We start from the raw sequence: 20,052 nt of genomic DNA on the forward strand, positions 1-20,052 counted from the left end.
TCAATGACCGCTCTATGACAGTCCCGTGTCAGGGCGCGTCATCATCTTCGGGTGTATCCATCTCCGCACGCAAGACTTCGGCGGCGAGCGCGCGCGTGACCGGCCGGCGGGCCGCGAGCGCGGCACGGTCAATGGCCGCCACCAGGGCCTCGGCGCCCTCCACCGAGCGGGGCATGCGGCGCAGCAGATATTGCACTGTGGCCTCGTCCACCTGGATCTGGCGATCCGCGAACAGCTTCACCAGCACTGCGGCGAGCAGGCTGTCATCGGCAGGCGCGATCTCCACCACGGGAATGGCGCGCAAGCGAGAGACCAGGTCGGGCGTGACCAGGGACAGGCCGGCGAGCGGGGCGCGCGCGGTCATCAGCACATGGGCGCCCTGCTCGCGGGCGAGGTTGAGAAGGTGAAACAGGGCCGCCTCATCCACTGCATCGGCCGAGACATCCTCCAGGACGAGGGCGCCGGTCTCCAGCGCGGCGGGCACGCTGTGCTTGTCAAGCGCGGCTGCTTGCACCGTGCGGGCTCCCGCCTCGCGGGCGAAGATGGCCGCCAGATGGCTCTTGCCCGCACCGGCGGGACCCACGAGGCCCACCACCGGTCCGGGCCAGTCGGGATAGGAATCGATCAGCGCCAGCGCCGCCGCATTGCCCGGCGCAGCAAGGAAATCCTCCCGCAGCAAGGCGGCGGCGGGCGGCAGGTCCAGCGGCAACTGGCGGCTCGTCTGTCCTCGGCTGGCCATGGCTCAGTGCATGTCCGGGGCCGGTCCGTCGCCGCCGGTATAAAGCGGGCTCTGGAAATATTGCCGGAAGGCGAACCGCACCAGCACGCCCACAGCCGCGGTCAGCGGCACCGCCAGAAGCAGGCCGACAAAGCCGAACAGATAGCCGAAGGCGAACAGGGCGAACATCAGCCACACCGGATGCACGCCGATGCTGTCGCCCACGAGCTTGGGGGAGAGAATATAGCCCTCCACCGTCTGGCCGGCGATGAAGATGGCAAGGATGGTTCCGATCATGGCCCAGTCGGGAAAGAACTGCACGATGGCGATGCCCATGGCGAGCACCAGGCCGGTCATGGAGCCCACATAAGGAATGAAGGTGATGAGCCCCGACACAATACCGATGAGCAGGCCGAAATTAAGGCCCGCCATGGACAGGGCCACCGCATAGAAGGTGCCGAGCAGCAGGCAGACAAGCGCCTGGCCACGAATGAAGCCGGCGATCGCCATGTCCATCTCCCGGCCGAGCCGCCGCACCACCGGACGCTGGTGCAGGGGAATCCAGCTGTCCACCGCGTGCAGCATGGCCGGCCAGTCGCACAGCACGTAGAAGACCACCACCGGCGTCACGACCATCAGCGCGAACACGGAGATCAGCGCCTGACCGCCGGACCACAGCGAGGTGAGGAAGCCCAGCATGTAACTCACGCCCTGGGACATGAGGTCCGACAGGGAGCGCTGGATGTCAGGGAGCCGGTCGCCGAAGAAATGGTCGATCCATTCCCGGTTTTCCTGGGTGACAAGGCGCTGCAGGCGCGTCACGTAGCCCGGCATGTTCTGAATGAATTCGAACAGCTGGCTGGACAGAAGCGGCAGCACCACCAGCAGCAGGATCACCACCACCAGAACCAGGAGGCCGACGATCGCAAGCGCCGCCGGCGTGCGCGCCACGCCCAAGCGCGCCATGCGCTCGACCAGAGGGTTGAGGAAATAGGCGATGGCGATGCCGACCACGAACGGCAGCAGGATGCCGCGCAGCAGCCACAGGACGCAGATGAGGGCCACCAGGGCCCCGATCCAGAACCGCAATTGCAGCTGAAGCGCCATCGCGCCTCCCTTCGAGCAACAGAGCAGGACGGGGGCCTGCGAGGCCAGCGCGCCCGTTGCCGTCAAGAGGCCACGTGGCGCATCCACTCGGCGAGATAGGCCGCCGCAGAAAGAGCCGTCAAGAGGCCCACCGCCACAAGGCCAAGATGAAAGGCAGAACCGAGCGACACACCGAACCCCTCGGCGGCGAGCACCATGGCGGCAAAGGCGATCTGGACGGTGGTGTTGACCTTGGAGACCACCAGCGGGCGGATGGTCACCGGCCGCGCCATCAAGGCGGAAAGCATGATGGCGCCGATGATCATCACGTCGCGCGCCACCACCGCGATGGCGACCCAGCGGGGCAAGAGGCCGGATATGGCCAGCGTCACATAGATGGAGACCAGAAGTGCCTTGTCGGCCAGCGGGTCGAGATAGGCGCCAAGCTCGGTCTGCATGCCGAAATTCTTGGCCAGGAAGCCATCAATGGCGTCCGACACGCCGGCGAGGAGGAACAGCCAGAACGCCAGCTGTACCTCCCCGGAGGCAATGGCCCACACCACGATGGGCACCAGCAGGATGCGGCCCAGGGTGATGAGGTTCGGCAGACTCATGGGGGCTCCCCCGGGGCCTCAGGAGCGCTTGATGGCGAAGGGGCCGAAGCTCTGGTGGCTCGCCATGGCCTGGATCCGCGTGATGTTCACGTGCCGCGGCAAGGTGGTGCAGAAGAAGATCTGCTCGGCAATGTCCTCGCCGGTCATGGGGGCGACGCCCTCATAGACCTTGCCGGCGCGTCCCTCGTCGCCCTTGAAGCGCACCACGGAGAATTCGGTCTCGGTGAGGCCGGGCTCCACATTGGTGACGCGCACGCCGGTGCCCACCACGTCCGCCCACAGATTGAGGGCGAACTGCTTCACGAAGGCCTTGGTGGCCCCATAGGTGTTGCCGCCCGGATAGGGATAGTCGCCGGCCACCGAGCCGGTGAGCACCACATGGCCTTCCTTGCGGGCCACCATGCCCGGCAGCGCCGCCCGCACGGTGTAGAGCAGGCCCTTCACATTGGTGTCGACCATCTCTTCCCAATCGGAGAGATGCGCCTCCTGGGCCGGCTCCAGGCCCAGGGCGAGGCCGGCATTGGCGCACACCACATTGATGCCGGCGAAGGCATCGGGCAGACGCGCGAGGGCGGCGGTGGTGGCGTCATAGTCGCGCACGTCCAGTTCCAGGCAGTGCACGTTCTCGCCCACCTCTCCGGCAAGCGCGGCCAGGCGCTCGGCCCGGCGGCCGGCCAGGATCACGCGGGCCCCCGCTCCGGCATAGCGGCGCGCCGCGGCGGCGCCGATGCCGGAGGTCGCGCCGGTGATGAGCACGGTCAAGGTCTTCGGATCCAGCATCTGGTACATGGCGGCGCTCCACAGGATTTCTTCGCAGGCAGGAATAGAGGAAGACAGCCCCCCTTTGAACACATGCCCGCGGCATTTTTGGCGATGGGCCGGCACGCTTCACGCCGCCGGCTTGTGTGATTGTGTTACGGGATACAGCCAGGCTTCAAGTGCGGCGCCACGCGGCTATTGTGTCGCATATGTCGAAGGGGTCATTCTCCTGCCATGTTCTGCCGGAAAGTGTTCCGGCTCACGGTCTCCTGTGGGGGTGATCGGGCCAGGGAACCTGAAGGCGCCGTTAAGGCTGTTGATTGTTGCGGGGTGAGCCGGTCGGCGTATCAGGTTAGGCTTGGAAATTGGCACCGCGCCTGGCGCGGCGCGTCCGGAGACAGTTGGATGAAGGCAGTTCCCGCGGCAGCGGTGTTGGTATCGGCCTTGGCGCTTGCCGGGTGCAGCACGGAGTTGGGCGGCTTCGGCACCAAACCCACTGCGATGGATGCGCCTCCGCCACTTTCGGCTCCGACCGCCTCAGTGGAATCGGCGCCCATGCCTGCGCCCAATTCCACGGCCTCCATTGCCCGTCCCACCACCGGAGCCGCGGCCGCGACCGCTGGCGCGGCCGTGACCCCCACCACCACCGCTTCCAATGTGCCCCTGACGCCCCCGCCCACCAATCCCGGCGGCGTGGCTTATGCGGCCAGCAATGCGCAGGAACAGCTCTCCGGCGCCTGGACTTTCGCGTGGGATGAAGGCCGGCGCACCTGTCCGCTCACCCTGTCCACCGCGCGCGGCGCCAGCGGCCTTGCGGCGCAAGCGGACATTTCCTGCCCGAGCGAAATCTTCATGACCAAGGGCTGGGACGTAATGGGCTCGGACCTGGTGCTTCAGAACCATGTGGGCAAGGTCACCGCCCGCCTCCAGCCCGATGGCGCCAACCGCTATGTGGGCACCATTCTCGACAATAACCAGCAGATCGCCCTGACCCGCTGATCAGCCCCGGCGCGCCGTGCCGGCACGCGGCGGCGCTCCGCGGACGGGGGACGCCTCACTCTTTCCCGTCTTCCTCATGCGCCACGACGGCTGCCTTGCCGCGATATCCGGTGGCCAGGACGTAAAGCTCAGCCGAATCGGCCCGGCTCGCCGGCGGCTTGATGTGGCGCACCTGCGTGAAGTCGCGCTTCAAGTCCGCCAGCAGCGCCCCTTCCGTACCCCCTTGCAGCACCTTGGCCACGAACACGCCACCGGGGGCCAGCACCTGGCGGGCGAAATCGGCCGCCAGTTCCACCAGGCCCACGATCTTCAAATGGTCCGTCTGCTTGTGGCCGGTGGCATTGGCCGCCATGTCGGACATAACGAGGTCAGCCGGGCCGCCCAGCATCTCCAGCAGCCGCTCCGGCGCTTCGGGGGTGAGAAAATCGAGTTGCGCGAATTGGACGCCGGGAATGGATTCCATTTCCAGCAGGTCGATGGCCACAACCTTGCCCTGCCCCTCGGCAAGTCCAATCTTGCGCGCCGCCACTTGGCTCCAGCCGCCGGGGGCGGCGCCGAGATCGACCACCCGCATCCCGCGCTTCAGGAAATGGACCTTCTCGTCCATCTCGATCAGCTTATAGGCTGCGCGCGAGCGCCATCCCTCCCGCTTGGCGCGGGCGACGTAGGGGTCGTTCAACTGGCGCTGCAGCCATTTCTGGGAGGAGGTGGTGCGGCCGCGCGCGGTTTTCACGCGCACCTTCAGCGGGCGCCCGTCCGGCCCCTTGGGAGGAGATGTCACGCCTGGGGCTCCCGCGCGCAATCCGCCCTGTGTCGGCGCCACGCGCCATCCGCCCGCATCAATTGCACCAGCATACCCTCCCTGAGACCGCGATCGGCCACGCGCAGCCGATCAGTGGGGAAGGTCTCGCGTATCGCTTCCATGATCGCGCATCCCGCCAGCACCAGATCGGCGCGCTGGGCACCGATGCAGGGGTTGGAGACGCGCTCCTCGAACGACATGCCCATGAGCCGATCCACCACGCAGTTGATGTCCTGCGCATGGAGCCAGGCGCCGTCAACCCGCGTGCGGTCATAGCGGGCCAGTCCCAGGTGAATGCCTGCCACCGTGGTGACGGTGCCGGAGGTGCCGAGCAGGTGCATGCGGCCGGGCGGCCGCACGCCCCAACTCTGGCGGACGCCATCCAGCATGGCCGTCACCTCGCCCACCATGGCCTCGAACAATTCCCGGGAAACCTTTACGCCGCCGTGGCGCTCGGCGAGGGAGACAACGCCCACCGGCAGCGACACCCAGGAGCGGATTCGCGCTCGCGGGGGGCCGTCATCGCCCGAGGCGCGGCGGCCGAGCCACACCACCTCGGTGGAGCCGCCGCCAATGTCGAACAGAATCGCCCCCTCGCAGGTGGGGTCCACCAGCGGGGCGCAGCCGGCTGCGGCAAGGCCGGCCTCCGTGCGGCGGTCCACCACATCCAGGATGAGGCCGGTGCGCTCAGTGACCCTCGCGCAGAATTCGGCGCCGTTGGCGGCCGCGCGGCAGGCCTCCGTCGCGATGATGCGGGCCCGCGAGACGCCCCGCGCCTCGATCTTGGCGGCGCAGACCTCAAGGGCGGCCACCGCCCGGTCCATGGCCGCATCGCACAGGCGCCCGCTGCTCGCGACCCCCTCCCCCAGGCGCACGATGCGCGAGAAGGCGTCCACCACGCGGAAGTTGCGCGGCGTGGGGCGGGCGATCAGGAGGCGGCAATTGTTGGTGCCGAGATCGAGGGCGGCATAGACGCGTTCGCCCCGTGCGCCCGGCCCGAGGCCGGCCACGCCGCGTGCGTCCCAAGGAGCGCTGTTGCGTTCCTGGACAGACAGCGCCGAACCCTCTGCGGGCCCGTGCGTCTCGTCCCTCATTTTCGTCCCCTTGCGCCGTTCGGACGCCCGCTCTTCTGGCGAGCTTCCCCGGCTGCTTAGCCATCACGTTGAAAGAAATGTAAGCAGCGCGGATGCCAAGCGCAATCGAACCGGCGCCATGAAGGCGCCGGTTCGAGGCGAAAACACGGGATGAGGAATAAGCGGGCGGGTGCCGCCGGGCCTATTCGGCGGCGGCGCGGCCGGCAAGGTCGAGCGTGAGCCCGGCCGCCAGCGCGTCCACGCGGAACGCCTTAACGGCGTCGAGGGAGAGCTCCATGGCGGTCTTGGAACCCAAAGCCGGCAGCTTCTTCAGCACGTCCGCCGGGGCGGTAATGATGTGGCAGCCCATGCGGTCCGCCTCGATCACGTTCCACACCTCGCGGGTGGACGCCCAGATGACTTCCACATTGGCGGTCTGGCGGGAGAGCTCCACGGCCTTCGCCACGGCTGGCACATAGTCGATGCCAAGGTCCGCGAGGCGGCCGGCGAAGACGGAAATGCAGGACGGCGCGCCACCGGCGAGCGCCGCGACGCCCGCTTCCACCTGCTCGGTGGCGAAGATGGCGGTGAGGTTCACCTTCACGCCGTCCTGGGTGAGGTCGCGCACCAGCTCATAGAGCGTCTCGCCACTGGTGGTGGAGACGGGCAGCTTCACATGCACATTCTCGCCCCAGGTGGCGATGACCCGGGCCTGGGCGCGCATTTCCGGGATTTCGTCGGAGAACACCTCGAAGGAAATGTGCCGGTCCGGCACCGCTGCGACGAGGTCGCGGGCATAGGCCTCATAGTCGGAGACGCCCGCCTTGCGCAGCAAGGACGGGTTGGTGGTGAAGCCCGCAATGTGCGCGTGGCGCGCCATGTCGACGATCTGGGCCTTGTCGGCACCGTCAGTGAACAGCTTCACCTTCAACGCATCGAGCGTCACGGACATCTCTTCGCCCTTCCCTTGCCGCGGCGAACGCCGCCTCTCCCCTATGCCGCGCGATTGCGGCGCGCGGATGAAACTGCCGAGCAGCCGACGCCCATATGGCGCCGGATCGCATTCCTTTCCAGTGTTTTTGCCGGCCTATTTTCCCGGCGGCACCGGCACCGCCGCCCGGCCTAGCGTCCGGGCCTCCAGGGGAACGGGGAGCTCCGGCCCCAGCGCCACCAGCATCTCGCCGCCCTCGCGCGCCAAGACGGTGCCCGGCGTGTCGCCCTCGGGCATCACCACCAGCGTCATGTCGGTGCCCGAGGGGTCCGGGGCCTGGCGGGCGAGAATGAGCAGGTCCGGCCTCGGCTGCGCGCGCACCAGCGGCGCGGAGGCGAGGATTGTCACGCCCTCCGGCAGGGATCGCCACCAGCCGCCCGCAAGCGGCAGCGCAACCACGTCCGCACGGCCCTCGACGAGGGCGGAGAAGGCGGTCGCGGGATCCCCCGCCACCGTTACCGGGATCTCGGCCCCGAAGAAATCCTTGGCGAGGCCGTAGCCGGCAGGTCCGGCATCCTGCGTCACCTGAACCGTGAAGTCCGGCTTCTGGGTGCGAATCGAAGCGGCAATGATGTTGGTCCAGATGGCGGCGATGGCCTGTGGAGAGGGTACGCCGCCGCTGCGCCCGATCAACACCTTGATGAGCGAGGCCTGGCGACCGGGGCGGAACACCGGCCCGCCGGCCACCGTCTTCGAGGCCCCCACCTCCGCCACCACGCCGGTGCGTTCCCCGAGCAATTTGAGGATTTCGCCGTCGATCCGGTCGATTTCCTGCCGCAGCACAGGCAGCGGGCGGGCCGTGGATTGCTGCGCCCACGCCGGTGCGCTCGCCAGCAGCGCGGAAAGGGCGATGAGGAAAACTCCTCCCGCCGGGCCAAGGATGCGCGAACGGTAAGAGCTTATTAACCAAGATGGCACGTTCTGGACCTCAAGGCGCAGTGGAAAGGCTTCGGAAACAGGCAGCCGCCATGCTGGCAAGTGCGCGGGGGCGCGTCGAGGGATTTCCCCACAGACGCTTGTCCGCACATCCGCCCACCGCTCCATCGGAGCGCACGGTTGCAGAGGACGTGATGGTATCGGTTGACCTGCTGGAACGGATGGCCAAGGAAGCCCACGCGGCCGCCCGCGAGCGCTATCCGCTGCTGGAGCCGTGGGACCGACTGACGCCCGAGCGGCGCGCCTATCAGTGCCGCCTCATGGCCCACGCTTTGGCCGCGCTCACCGCGCGGGACGTGCTGGACCTCTTGGACGCGGTGCCGGAGGTGGTGGCGCTTCCCTCGGAGCCCAGCCCCTATGCGCTGGCCGAGCTCCAGGAAGCCGCCATCAGCGACAGCGGCACCTCCGCCGATGCCCGCCGCCGCTATCGTTCCCTCCTGTCTGTGGCCGCCCAGCCGCTGGCGAGCCGCGCCCGCCACCCGGCATCCTGACCCCGGGCCACCTCATGCCGGCCGGATGCCGGGCATGCGCCCCCGCCGCGCCGCGGCAAGGCCGATGGCGATGAAAGCGAAGAGCACGACGGCCTGTGCCACCGCGAAGGGCAGCTCGCCCCCGGTGGGCGCCGGCGCGTGCAGGAGCGGCACCTTCTGGAAAGCCTGGGCGATGCCGACAAAGACGAGCAGGTAAAGGCTCGCCACGACACCCGAGGCGAACACGGCCTGGTACGGCCCCAGCCGATGAAGCCGCCGCGCGGCCCACGCCACCGCCGCCAGCACCAGCAAGGCGATGATGCCGACGATCACCGCCGGCGTCAGCATGAGGCCTGGAAACAGGAAACCGGTGGCGCTGGTGAGGAAGGCCAGCCAGAGGAAAACCCGCACCGCCGTCCCCCGCGCGGCGGGACGGAAAAGGTCCACCACCGCGAAGACGCCGGCCACGATGGCCGCCAGCCTGATGAAGGTGTGCACCGCAGTGATCGCCGAAAGATAGGTCATGGCGTCCTCCGGCCGAAGGCGGCCGACCGCCCCCATAGCGCGGGCCCATTGCGGCTTCAGGTCAGGCTTATCGCCGACCGGCCCGGAACCGTCCCGGATCGCGCGGCGCTACGCTGCACGCGTGCGATAAGGCCTTTTGCACGACAGAAAGGCTGCGCCCCGCACGTTCTGTCAGTGTGCGCCAGGGCCGCATCCTTGCAAAGCCCCAAACGGACTTCGCTTCATTGCAATGATGCACACCTTGCACCGCAACATGGGTCGGAGGCATATCCCTGTGCAAGCGCTGAGCGCTTCGGAACGTCCTGCAGAGGAGATGAAAATGGCGAAGGTCCTGGTGCTTTATTATTCGTCCTACGGCCACGTTGAGACCATGGCGGAAGCCGTGGCGGAAGGCGCCCGCAGCACCGGCGCCCAGGTGGACATCAAGCGTATCCCCGAGACCGTGCCCGAGGAGATCGCAAAGGGCGCCCATTTCAAGCTCGACCAGAAGGCCCCCGTCGCCACCGTGGCCGATCTCGAGCACTATGACGCCATCATCGTCGGCACCGGCACGCGCTTCGGCCGCATGTCGTCCCAGCTCGCCGCCTTCCTCGACCAGGCCGGCGGCCTGTGGGCGCGCGGCGCACTGAACGGCAAGGTGGGCGGCGCCTTCGTGTCCACCGCCACCCAGCATGGCGGCCAGGAGACCACCCTCTTCTCCATCATCACCAACCTGCTGCATTTCGGCATGGTGATCGTGGGCCTGCCCTACAGCCACCAGGGCCAGATGACGGTGTCGGAAGTGGTGGGCGGCGCCCCCTATGGCGCCACCACCATCGCCGCCGGTGACGGCTCGCGCCAGCCCTCCGAGATCGAGCTGGCCGGCGCCCGCCACCAGGGCGAGCTGATCGCCAAGACCGCCGCCAAGCTGTTCGGCTGATCCATCGCCGGCAGCCGGCGAGACATAAAAGGGCCGGGGCGCGCAGGCGTCCCGGCCCTTTCCCGTTGCGGGGATGGCATCAAACGACGGTGCGGCGCGCCTGCTGGGGCCCCACATTGAAGACGCGCTTGTAGCGCTCGATCTCCTCGGGGGAACCCATCGCCTTGGTGGGATTGTCCGAGAGCTTCACCGCCCCATGGCCATTGGCCGAGATGACCTTGCACACGATGGAGATGGGATCGAGCACGCCGCCGGGCGCCAGCCCGCGGAAGTCGTTGGTCAGCAGCGTGCCCCAGCCGAAGCCGAGCCGCATGCGTCCGTTGAAGGCCTTGTAGATGCGCTCGATCTCGCCGATGTCGAGGCCGTCGGAGAAGATGGCGAGCTTCTCGGTGGGGTCCTGCCCCCGTGTCCGCCACCAGGCGATGGCCTCCTCGCCGCCGGCCACCGGCTCCTTGCTGTCGATGCGGATGCCGGTCCAGCCGGCCAGCCAGTCGGGGGCATGGGCCAGGAAGCCGGAGGTCCCATAGGTGTCGGGGAGCATGATGCGCAGGTTGCCCTCGTAATCCTCCTGCCAGTCCGCCAGCACCTGGTAGGGCGCCCAGGCCAGTTCCGCGTCGTTGCGGGCGAGCGCGCCATAGACCATGGGCAGCTCATGGGCATTGGTGCCCGCCGCCTCCACCTCGCGCCGCATGGCGATGAGGCAATTGGAGGTGCCGAGGAAGGTATCGCCCATGCCCTCGATGAGCGCCTGGACGCACCAGTCCTGCCACAGGAAGCCATGCCGACGGCGCGTGCCGAAATCGGCGAGGTTGACCCGGCCGAGCGATTTCAGGAACTCGATCTTCTCCCACACCCGCGTCATGGCGCGGGCATAGAGGATCTGCAGCTCGAACTTGCCGAGGCTGCGCAGCACCGCCCGGGAGCGCAGCTCGTTGATGATGGCGAGCGCCGGGATCTCCCACATGGTGGTCTCGACCCACGGCCCCTCGAAGGTCAGCTCATACTGCCCGTCACGCTTTTCCAGGTGGTAGGCGGGAAAGCGGAAGCGTTCCAGCCAGGCCACATAGTCCGGCGAGAACATCTGCCGCTTGCCGTAGAACATATTGCCGCGCAGCCAGGTGGATTCGCCGCGCGTGAGGGTGAGCGAGCGCACATGGTCCAGTTGCTCGCGCAACTCGCCGATGTCGATGATGTCCGCAAGCCGCACATGGGTGGAGCGATTGTGGATGCCGAAGGTGACGCGCACCGCCGGGTGCCGGCGGAAAATTGTCTGCCCCATCAGGAGCTTGTAGAAGTCCGTATCCAGCACCGAGCGAACGATGGGATCGATCTTCCAGGTGTGATTATAGACGCGCGTCGCAATGTCCGTCATGGCGTCCCCCCGCGGCCAGCGCGCTTGTGATTGGGCCTGGACTTATAACACTGGCGGGTAAGGCCGGGCCAAGCCCTGGAAGTCATTTATGCAATTGGTCCAATTCCATCCTCTCCCCTATCGCCGCGCGCCTGACCCCGTGGCGCGACTTCTGACGGAGCGACGTCGGTCCGTTTGAAAATCCGTCGCACTTGCGGCTACGTAGAGATACGTAACCTCTCGTTGCGTTAACATCATTCTTCGGACAGCGGTCACCTGATGTTGCCGGATCCCATGCCGCAGAGTCATTCCAATGGCCGGGAATGAAGAGGAAAGGGGAAAATCCCCCCACGCTGTGCGGCCCCACCACAATCCACGGCGTTCCGTTGCGGCGCTCCATGCGCTCCAGGATCTTCTGCATACGGGTGATGACGACCTCTCGGTCCTCTATGACCGCTATCTGAAAAGCGCCCTCACCCTGTTCGACATGGACGCGGGCGTTATCAGCAGCGTGAAGGGCGATCAGTTCGTCTTTCTTGGCGTGCAGTCCGAGCGCCCCGTCCCGTTCAAGACCGGCGACAGGTGGCCGCTCCAATCCACCTTCGCGCAAGAGGTGGTGCGCACCGGACAAACCCGCCTGATCTGGCACCTTTCGGGCGAGGCGCGCTTCCAGGACCATCCGCTGCATCGGGATGCCGGCTTCGAGACCTATGTGGGCGCGCCCATCCGGATCGGCGACACCATCGTCGGAACATTCAGCCTGCTGGGCACCAAGCCCCGCGACATCCCCTTCACGCCAGAGGAACAGGCTTTCCTTGAACTCCTGGCCAATATGCTCGGGCGCGCCATTGAGCGGCACCGGCTCGATATCCGCCGGCGAGCCGCGGAGGTCGAGCGGCAGGATGCCATGCGCCTCTTCACTGCGGCCTTCGACCATGCGCCCATCGGCATGGCCCTGGTTGACCTGAAAGGTCAATTCCTCGACGTGAACGAAGCCGCCTGCATGCTCTTCGGCTATTCCGAGCCGCAGATGCGTGCCCTCACCTTCCAGGCGATCACGGTGGCGGACGACCTGGAAGCGGATCTCGACGACCTGCGGCGGCTGCTGGGCGGGGAGATCAAGGGGTATCGCCTCAAGAAGCGTTATGTGCGCGGCGACGGAAGCATCCTGCTGGCCCAGCTCGACGTCACGCTGGTGCGCAACGAGGACGGCAGCCCGCGCTGCTTCGTCTCGCAGATCCAGGATATCGGCCCCCAGACGCTGCTGCTGGAGCAACTCAACCAGCGGGGGGAGGAATTGCAGGCGGCCAACCGCAAGCTCACCGAGCTGGCGACGGTGGATCCCCTCACCGGCATTCTGAACCGTCGTGCCTTGCGCCAGCACATCGATGATGAGCTTCAGGCCGCAAGCGCCTCCAAGGCACCGCTCGCCTTCGTCATGTTCGATGTGGATCACTTCAAGACCTACAATGACCGCTTCGGCCACCTGGAGGGCGACCATGCCCTGAAGGCCATCGCGGACATCCTGCGGGACGGCACCCGCGCCTCCGACACGATCGGGCGCTTCGGGGGCGAGGAATTCCTGGTGCTTCTGCCCCGCACGGGGGAGGCCGTGGCCAGTGCCATTGCCGAGCGCATCCGCGCCCGCACCGAGGCGGCCACGGGGCTCCTCGCCCATCTAACCATCAGCGCCGGCATCCACGTCTTCGATCCCGAGCACGAGCCGGCGTCCGGCGACCATTCCATCTCGATGGCGGATGCCGCCCTTTACCGGGCCAAGCATCTGGGCAGGAACCGCGTGGAAGTGGCCTAAGGAACGCGGATCACCCGGGTCCCCGGGCGGGCAGACGCGCGGCAAGATTATTGCCGCCAGGGCATCAATGTGATGCCATTTCTTCCCATAGAAGCGAAGCGGCGGGCACGGCATCCTCGACGAAAGTCAAAGAAGGGGAAACGCCATGGCTCGCATGCGTGCTGTCGACGCCGCTGTCCGCGTTCTGGAAAAGGAAGGCATTTCCTGCGCCTTCGGCGTTCCGGGCGCGGCGATCAATCCGTTCTATTCTGCCCTCAAGGCCCGCGGCTCCATCCGCCACGTCCTGGCGCGCCACGTGGAGGGCGCCTCCCACATGGCCGAGGGCTATACCCGTGCGGTGGCCGGCAATATCGGCCTGTGCATCGGCACGTCGGGGCCGGCCGGCACCGACATGATCACCGGGCTCTACTCGGCCTCGGCGGATTCCATCCCGATCCTATGCATCACCGGCCAGGCCCCCCGCGCCCGGCTCTACAAGGAAGATTTCCAGGCGGTGGACATCGAATCCATCGCCAAGCCGGTCACCAAGTGGGCGGTCACCGTGCGCGAGCCGGCCCTGGTGCCGATGGTGTTCCAGCAGGCCTTCCACGTCATGCGCTCGGGCCGCCCCGGCCCGGTGCTCATCGACCTGCCCCTGGACGTGCAGCTCGCCGAGATCGAGTTCGACGAGGAAACTTACGCTCCGCTGCCCGTCTACAAGCCCAAGGCCACCCGCGCCCAGGCGGAGAAGGCCCTGTCTTTCCTGCTCGACAGCGAGCGCCCGCTGATCATCGCCGGTGGCGGCATCATCAATGCGGATGCCTCGGCCCAGCTCGTGGAGTTCGCCGAACTGACCGGCGTGCCGGTCATCCCCACCCTCATGGGCTGGGGCACCATTCCCGACGACCATCCGCTGATGGCCGGCATGTGCGGCCTCCAGACCTCGCACCGCTACGGCAATGCCAATTTGCTGGCGTCCGACTTCGTGCTCGGCATCGGCAATCGCTGGGCAAACCGGCACACGGGCTCGGTGGAGGTCTACACCAAGGGCCGCAAGTTCGTGCATGTGGACATCGAGCCGACCCAGATCGGCCGCGTCTTCGGACCGGACTTCGGCATCGTCTCCGATGCGGGCGCGGCCCTCGACCTGTTCCTTGAGGTGGCGCGCGAATGGAAGGCGAAGGGCCTGTTGCCGGACTATTCCGCCTGGGCGCAGGAGTGCCTTGGCCGCAAGCGGACCATGCTGCGCAAGTCGCACTTCGACAATGTGCCGCTGAAGCCCCAGCGCGTCTATGAGGAGATGGTGGAGGCCTTCGGGCGCGACGTGACCTATGTCACCACCATCGGCCTCTCCCAGATCGCCGGTGCCCAGTTCCTGCACGTCTATGAGCCGCGCCACTGGATCAATTGCGGCCAGGCCGGCCCGCTCGGCTGGACCTTGCCGGCGGCGCTCGGCGTGCGGGCGGCGCGCCCCGATGCCAAGATCGTGGCGCTCTCGGGCGACTATGACTTCCAGTTCCTGATCGAGGAACTGGCGGTGGGCGCCCAGCACAACCTGCCCTATCTCCATGTGGTGGTGAACAATTCCTATCTCGGCCTCATCCGGCAGGCGCAGCGCGGCTTCGAAATGGACTTCGAGGTGTCACTGTCCTTCGACAATATCAATTCGGAGGAGGCCGGTGCCTATGGCGTCGACCATGTGGCGGTGGCCGAGGGCCTTGGCTGCAAGGCCATCCGGGTGCGCACGCCCAACGAATTCAAGGACGCCTTCGCCCGTGCCGAAGCCCTGATGCAGGAGCACCAGGTGCCGGTGGTGGTGGAATTCATCCTGGAGCGTGTGACCAACATCGCCATGGGTGTGGAGATCGACAAGGTCACCGAGTTCGAGGACATCCTCGATCTTCCTGTCGAGAAGGTCCGTCAGCCCGAACCGGCGGAGTGACCTCCCCTCCGGACTTTGGGTAGACTTGACCCTCCGGCGCACGTCGCGCCGGAGGGCTCTTTGCGGCCGCGCCTGCGGGGGCGGACCGAAACCAAGCAATATCAAAGGCTCAGCCAGCGGAGAGGTGAATGCCCCAGTTCGCAGCCAATCTGACCATGCTCTGGAACGAGATCGATTTCCTCGACCGTTTCGACAAAGCCGCACAAGCCGGCTTCAAGGGCGTGGAATATCTCTTCCCCTATGCCTATCCGGCGGAGCAGGTGGCGGAGCGGCTCCACAAATTCGGCCTCACCCAGGCCCTGCACAATCTGCCGGCCGGCGACTGGGCCAAGGGCGAGCGGGGCATCGCCGTGCTGCCGGACCGCGTGGGCGAGTTCCAGGACAGCGTGGGCACCGCCATCGCCTATGCCAAGGTGCTGGGCACCAAGACGCTCAACGTGCTTTGCGGCCTCACCCCCAAGGACGTGGCGCCTGAGAAGGTCCACGAGACGCTGGTGGCCAACCTGAAGTTCGCCGCGGCGGAGCTGAAGAAGGCCGGCATTCCCTTCGTCGCCGAGGCCATCAACACCCGCGACATGCCCGGCTTCCACCTCACCAACACCAAGCAGGCCATGGCCCTGTTCGACGAGGTGGGCGCGGACGACATCTTCTTCCAGTACGACATCTATCACATGCAGATCATGGAAGGGGATCTGGTCACCACCATCCGCGCCCAGCTGCCGCGCATCAAGCATGTGCAGCTGGCGGATAATCCCGGCCGCCACGAGCCGGGCACGGGCGAGATCAATTACCCCTTCGTGCTCAAGGCGCTGGACGAGGCCGGCTATACCGGCTGGGTGGGCTGCGAATACAAGCCCAAGACCACCACGGACGAAGGCCTCGGCTGGCTCAAGGCCTATTGAGACTGGCGGGGGCGAATGCCCCCGTTCTCCACCGCCAAGCAAAGCCGCGACGCGCAGGGCGCGGCGCGCCCATAGATTTCAGGGAGTGATTTCACATGAACGTCGGTTTCATCGGCCTCGGCATCATGGGCCGGCCCATGGCCGGGCATCTCATCGATGCCGGCCACACCCTCTTCGTCCATAACCGCTCCAAGCCCGCCCAGGACCTCCTGGACAAGGGCGCGGTGGATGCCGGCTCGCCGGCGGAGGTTGCCCGCAAGGCGGACGTCATTATCACTATGGTCCCCGATACCCCGGACGTGGAAAAGGTGCTGTTCGGCAAGGACGGCGTGGCCGAGGGCCTTTCCGCCGGCAAGATCGTGGTGGACATGAGCTCCATCTCGCCCGTCGCCACCAAGGAATTTGCGGCCAAGGTGGCGGCGCTGGGCGCCGACTATCTGGACGCGCCGGTCTCCGGCGGTGAGGTGGGGGCCAAGGCGGCTTCGCTCACCATCATGGTGGGCGGCTCAGATGCCGCCTTCGAGACGGTCAAGCCGCTGTTCGAAAAGATGGGCAAGAACATCACCTTGGTGGGCGGCGTCGGCGCCGGCCAGACCGCGAAGGTCGCCAACCAGATCATCGTCGCGCTGACCATCGAAGCAGTGGCCGAGGGCCTCGTCTTCGCCGCCAAGGCGGGCGCGGACCCGGCCAAGGTGCGCCAGGCGCTCATGGGCGGCCTTGCCACCTCCCGCATCCTGGAAGTGCATGGCGAGCGCATGATCAAGCGCACCTTCGATCCGGGCTTCCGCATCGAGCTGCACCAGAAGGACCTGAACCTCGCCCTGTCCTCGGCCCGCGCGCTGGGCGTGTCCCTGCCCAACACCGCCACGGCCCAGGAACTCTTCAACGCGGTCTCCGCCCATGGCGGCGCCAAGCTGGACCATTCCGCCCTGGTGAAGGCGTTGGAGCTCATGGCCGGCCACGACGTGGCGTGACACCGCCTCTCATGCTCTAAGCAAGAGGTCCGATCCGGCCAGCGCCAAATGGCCGGATCGGGAGGCGGCATCTGTCGCGACGCATAAAGCAACCGGCCGCAATGGCCGGGCAAGAATGACATCTGGGGAAAACGCCATGGTCACGAGACGCACCCGCTCCACCAAGATCGTCGCAACGGTGGGGCCGGCCTCCAACAGCCCGGAAATGCTGAAGGCCCTGTTCGAGGCGGGCGTGGACGTGTTTCGCCTGAACTTCAGCCATGGCACGCAGGATGACCATGGCGCGGTGCTTGCCCGCATCCGCGCCCTTGAGGCAGAAGCCGGACGCCCCATCGGCGTGATCGCCGACTTGCAGGGCCCCAAGCTCCGCCTCGGCCGCTTCGCGGAAAATGCCATCACCTTTGCCCCCGGCAAGATCTTGCGCTTCGACGCGGATGTGGAGACGCTGGGCGACGCGAACCGGGTGCCCATCCCCCATCCCGACATCATTGAGGCCCTTACCCTCGGCGCCACCGTGCTGTGCGACGACGGCAAGGTGCGCCTGAAAGTGGTGGGCAAGGGCCCCGGCTGGCTGGATGCGGAGGTCATCAGCGGAACGCGCCTGTCCAACAACAAGGGCTTCAACATCCCCGACGTGGTGCTGCCGCTCTCGCCGCTGACGGAGAAGGACCGCTCCGACCTCGCTTTTGCGCTCTCCAAGGGCGTGGAATGGATCGCCTTGTCCTTCGTGCAGCGGCCGGAAGACATTCACGAGGCCCGCGCCCTGGTGGGCGACCAAGCCGCCATCATGCTGAAGATGGAAAAGCCCTCGGCAGTGGAGCACCTCACCGAGCTGGTGCGCCTGTCGGACGCCATCATGGTGGCGCGCGGGGATCTCGGCGTCGAGCTGTCGCTGCCGGAAGTGCCGGCCATCCAAAAGCGCATGATCGCCGAATCTCGCCGCTTCGGCCGGCCGGTCATCGTCGCCACACAGATGCTGGAAAGCATGATCACCGCCCCCGTCCCCACCCGCGCGGAGGTGTCGGACGTCGCCACAGCCGTCTATGAGGGGGCGGATGCGGTGATGCTCTCGGCGGAAAGCGCGGCGGGGCAGTATCCCCGCGAGGCGGTGGTCTTCATGGATGACATCATCCGCCATGTGGAAGGCGATCCCGGCTATCGCCGCGTGCTCGACGCCATGCCCCCGCCCGCCGGCGACGACGGCATCGGCGATGCGGTGATCCGCGCCGCGACGCAGACCGCAACCGCCGTCAACGCGAAGGCCATCGTCGCTTATACGCTCTCCGGCACCACCGGCCTGCGAGCCGCGCGCGAGCGCCCGGCTCAGCCGATCCTGGGCATTACCAGCCGCATCGAGACCGCCCGTCGCCTCGCCTTGTGCTATGCGGTGCACGCCGTGCATGCGCCCGGCGACATCCACTCCTTCGGCGAAATGGTGGACACAGCGGTGCGGATCGCCGTGCGTGAGACCCTGGGCAAGCCGGGCGACCGGCTGACGATCACCGCCGGTGTCCCCTTCGCACAGCCGGGTACGACCAATATCCTGCGCGTCACCACCATCGGGGACACCGATCCGCCAAGCAAATACGACGCCTGACCTGCCCCGCGTCCGCCGTGACATCAGGCCGCGCGGCGCAGAATTGGAGTGCTTGCGGTGGTGCCGGGCAACCTTGCTCCCCTTGGGCGGTGGCGCGCGGCGGCACTTTCGGCCACAATGGCTGCGCACCCATCGGGAAGGCAGCATGGCCGTCGAGATCGAGCGAAAATTCCTGGTCACCGACGATGGTTGGCGCGCAGGGGCGACGGGCGAGCGCTATTGCCAGGGCTATCTGTGCATCTCCGCCGATGCCACAGTCCGCATCCGCCTCGCGGGCGAAGTGGGATACATCACCGTCAAGGGCTCCACCGAGGGCATGTCCCGCGCGGAGTTCGAGTATGAAATCCCCGCCCCCGATGCGGAAGCCATGCTGCGCGACCACTGCGCCAAGCCTCTGATTGAAAAGGAACGCTTCACCCTCACCCACGCGGGCAAGACCTGGACGGTGGACGTCTTCTCCGCCGCCAATCAGGGGCTCGTGGTCGCCGAGGTGGAGCTGGAGCATGCGGACGAGGAGGTCCCCCTGCCCCCTTGGGTGGGCGAGGAGGTCACCGACGATCCGCGCTACCGCAATTCCTCCCTGGTTAGCGCGCCCATGAACGGCGAGGAAGGATCCGGCCCTAAACGCGGCTGCTGCGGTTCGGCGGAATAGGCCGCCTCAGCCTCCCTCCCGGTGCCCGCCCTTTGCCAGCAGTGCCTCAATGGCCAGAAGATCGCGCCACACCAGCCGCTTGCCCAGCGGCGTGCGCAGCAGATAGGCGGGATGAAAGGTGGCGAGCGCCGCGATGGTGCGCTGTCCGGTCTCGTACGACACCACCTGCCCCCGCAACTTGGTGATGCCCTCCTTGGTGCCGAGCAGCGTCTGGGCGGAAGGGCCGCCCAGGCACACCAGGATGTCCGGGTCCGCCAGCTCGATCTGGCGGCGGATGAAGGGCAGGCAGATGGCGGTTTCCTGCGGGGTGGGCGTGCGGTTGCCCGGCGGGCGCCAGGGAATGACATTGGCGATATAAGCGCTGGTGCGATCCAGGCCGATGGCGGCCAGCATGAGATCCAGCAGACGGCCCGAGCGGCCCACGAATGGCAGGCCCTGCACGTCCTCGTCCCGCCCCGGAGCCTCGCCCACGAACATGATTCGGGCCTGCGGATTGCCATCGGCGAAGACGAGGCGCGTGGCCGTACGCTTCAACGGACAACCGTCGAAACCCTCCAGAATTGTCCTGAGCGCCTCCAGGTTTTCCGCCGAGCGCGCTGCCTCGCGCGCCGCCATCTCGGCCACGTCCGGTGGCTGCGCCGCCATCATTCCGCCCGGAGCCACGGGCGCCGCTGCGCGGGGAGCGGGTCGCGCGGGTTGTGCGGACGGCCGCGCAGCCGCGCCATTCCCCCGCTCCCCCCCTGCAGCGAAGGCCGCTGCCCGCGCGCGCGCCGCAGCCGCACTTTCCGCGAAGCGATCGACCGGCTCTTCCCCGATGGCCACATCGACGCCCGCCTCCAGATGGAAGGCGAGAAGATCGGCAAGATCGTCGGGGGAGAAGTCGGTCATGGCCACGCGGTGATGTGAGGGCGCAGGATAGCCCATCCGGACCCGCCCCGCGACCGTGTTGC

The 20,052-nt window shown here is 67.1% G+C and carries 20 protein-coding genes; 9 read left to right on the forward strand and 11 right to left on the reverse strand.

Annotated features, from left to right (window positions below; genetic code table 11):
* Positions 1-28: 28 nt before the first annotated feature.
* From J5J86_RS21835 to J5J86_RS21850, 4 genes are all read right to left on the reverse strand, one after another.
* Complete coding sequence (locus tag J5J86_RS21835; RefSeq protein WP_209102085.1) at positions 29-739, reverse strand: HdaA/DnaA family protein; 711 nt, start codon at positions 737-739, stop codon at positions 29-31.
* 3 nt (positions 740-742) lie between these two features.
* Positions 743-1,825, reverse strand: a complete 1,083-nt coding sequence (locus J5J86_RS21840; protein WP_209102087.1) for an AI-2E family transporter — start codon at positions 1,823-1,825, stop codon at positions 743-745.
* Between the two features lie 62 nt (positions 1,826-1,887).
* The gene (locus J5J86_RS21845) at positions 1,888-2,418 is read right to left on the reverse strand and encodes a CDP-alcohol phosphatidyltransferase family protein (RefSeq protein ID WP_209102089.1); all 531 of its coding nucleotides are present in this window, start codon (positions 2,416-2,418) and stop codon (positions 1,888-1,890) included.
* Between the two features lie 18 nt (positions 2,419-2,436).
* Positions 2,437-3,207, reverse strand: coding sequence for an SDR family NAD(P)-dependent oxidoreductase (locus tag J5J86_RS21850; protein WP_209102091.1), 771 nt, complete (start codon positions 3,205-3,207; stop codon positions 2,437-2,439).
* 525 nt (positions 3,208-3,732) lie between these two features.
* Between J5J86_RS21850 and J5J86_RS21855 the strand changes: the two genes are divergently transcribed.
* Positions 3,733-4,176, forward strand: a complete 444-nt coding sequence (locus J5J86_RS21855; RefSeq protein ID WP_247657756.1) for a protease inhibitor Inh/omp19 family protein — start codon at positions 3,733-3,735, stop codon at positions 4,174-4,176.
* Positions 4,177-4,231: 55 nt separating this feature from the next.
* Here J5J86_RS21855 and J5J86_RS21860 read toward each other — a convergent pair whose 3' ends face one another.
* From J5J86_RS21860 to J5J86_RS21875, 4 genes are all read right to left on the reverse strand, one after another.
* Complete coding sequence (locus J5J86_RS21860; RefSeq protein ID WP_209102095.1) at positions 4,232-4,957, reverse strand: RlmE family RNA methyltransferase; 726 nt, start codon at positions 4,955-4,957, stop codon at positions 4,232-4,234.
* Complete coding sequence (locus tag J5J86_RS21865) at positions 4,954-5,988, reverse strand: Ppx/GppA phosphatase family protein (protein WP_247657758.1); 1,035 nt, start codon at positions 5,986-5,988, stop codon at positions 4,954-4,956. Before J5J86_RS21865 ends, J5J86_RS21860 begins: the two co-directional genes overlap by 4 nt.
* A gap of 265 nt (positions 5,989-6,253) precedes the next feature.
* Positions 6,254-7,003, reverse strand: coding sequence for a transaldolase family protein (locus tag J5J86_RS21870; protein ID WP_209102100.1), 750 nt, complete (start codon positions 7,001-7,003; stop codon positions 6,254-6,256).
* A 135-nt stretch (positions 7,004-7,138) separates the two neighbouring features.
* A complete protein-coding gene (locus J5J86_RS21875) occupies positions 7,139-7,960 on the reverse strand; it encodes a chorismate mutase (RefSeq protein ID WP_209102101.1) in 822 nt (273 codons plus the stop codon).
* A 152-nt stretch (positions 7,961-8,112) separates the two neighbouring features.
* Here J5J86_RS21875 and J5J86_RS21880 point away from each other — a divergent pair, with 152 nt between their 5' ends.
* Positions 8,113-8,469 carry a hypothetical protein gene (locus J5J86_RS21880; RefSeq protein ID WP_209102103.1) on the forward strand — a complete coding sequence of 119 codons (357 nt, stop codon included), beginning with the start codon at positions 8,113-8,115 and terminating at the stop codon, positions 8,467-8,469.
* Between the two features lie 12 nt (positions 8,470-8,481).
* Here the strand turns inward: J5J86_RS21880 and J5J86_RS21885 are convergent, their stop codons facing one another.
* On the reverse strand, positions 8,482-8,973 hold the full coding sequence (locus J5J86_RS21885) for a hypothetical protein (RefSeq protein WP_209102104.1): 492 nt from the start codon (positions 8,971-8,973) through the stop codon (positions 8,482-8,484).
* A gap of 319 nt (positions 8,974-9,292) precedes the next feature.
* Here J5J86_RS21885 and wrbA point away from each other — a divergent pair, with 319 nt between their 5' ends.
* Positions 9,293-9,892: an NAD(P)H:quinone oxidoreductase gene (wrbA, locus tag J5J86_RS21890; RefSeq protein ID WP_209102110.1), complete on the forward strand. Its 600-nt coding sequence runs from the start codon at positions 9,293-9,295 to the stop codon at positions 9,890-9,892.
* A 79-nt stretch (positions 9,893-9,971) separates the two neighbouring features.
* Here the strand turns inward: wrbA and pncB are convergent, their stop codons facing one another.
* Positions 9,972-11,264: a nicotinate phosphoribosyltransferase gene (gene pncB / locus J5J86_RS21895; protein WP_209102112.1), complete on the reverse strand. Its 1,293-nt coding sequence runs from the start codon at positions 11,262-11,264 to the stop codon at positions 9,972-9,974.
* A gap of 292 nt (positions 11,265-11,556) precedes the next feature.
* On the opposite strand from pncB, the gene J5J86_RS21900 reads away from it, so the two are divergent.
* The 6 genes from J5J86_RS21900 (at position 11,557) to J5J86_RS21925 (ending at position 19,102) form a co-directional block, all read left to right on the forward strand.
* Complete coding sequence (locus J5J86_RS21900; protein WP_209102114.1) at positions 11,557-13,056, forward strand: sensor domain-containing diguanylate cyclase; 1,500 nt, start codon at positions 11,557-11,559, stop codon at positions 13,054-13,056.
* Positions 13,057-13,201: 145 nt separating this feature from the next.
* Positions 13,202-14,977, forward strand: a complete 1,776-nt coding sequence (gene gcl / locus J5J86_RS21905) for a glyoxylate carboligase (protein ID WP_209102115.1) — start codon at positions 13,202-13,204, stop codon at positions 14,975-14,977.
* Positions 14,978-15,105: 128 nt separating this feature from the next.
* A complete protein-coding gene (gene hyi / locus J5J86_RS21910; protein WP_209102116.1) occupies positions 15,106-15,879 on the forward strand; it encodes a hydroxypyruvate isomerase in 774 nt (257 codons plus the stop codon).
* Positions 15,880-15,974: 95 nt separating this feature from the next.
* Positions 15,975-16,853 (forward strand): 2-hydroxy-3-oxopropionate reductase, encoded by an 879-nt coding sequence (locus tag J5J86_RS21915; protein ID WP_209102117.1) that lies wholly within the window; start codon positions 15,975-15,977, stop codon positions 16,851-16,853.
* 136 nt (positions 16,854-16,989) lie between these two features.
* Positions 16,990-18,450 (forward strand): pyruvate kinase, encoded by a 1,461-nt coding sequence (gene pyk, locus J5J86_RS21920; RefSeq protein ID WP_209102118.1) that lies wholly within the window; start codon positions 16,990-16,992, stop codon positions 18,448-18,450.
* A 145-nt stretch (positions 18,451-18,595) separates the two neighbouring features.
* Positions 18,596-19,102, forward strand: coding sequence for a CYTH domain-containing protein (locus J5J86_RS21925; RefSeq protein ID WP_209102119.1), 507 nt, complete (start codon positions 18,596-18,598; stop codon positions 19,100-19,102).
* Between the two features lie 6 nt (positions 19,103-19,108).
* Here the strand turns inward: J5J86_RS21925 and J5J86_RS21930 are convergent, their stop codons facing one another.
* Positions 19,109-19,990, reverse strand: coding sequence for a uracil-DNA glycosylase (locus J5J86_RS21930; RefSeq protein WP_209105496.1), 882 nt, complete (start codon positions 19,988-19,990; stop codon positions 19,109-19,111).
* Between the last annotated feature and the right edge of the window lie 62 nt (positions 19,991-20,052).

The sequence above is a fragment of the Aquabacter sp. L1I39 genome, from assembly GCF_017742835.1.
GTDB lineage: Bacteria > Pseudomonadota > Alphaproteobacteria > Rhizobiales > Xanthobacteraceae > L1I39.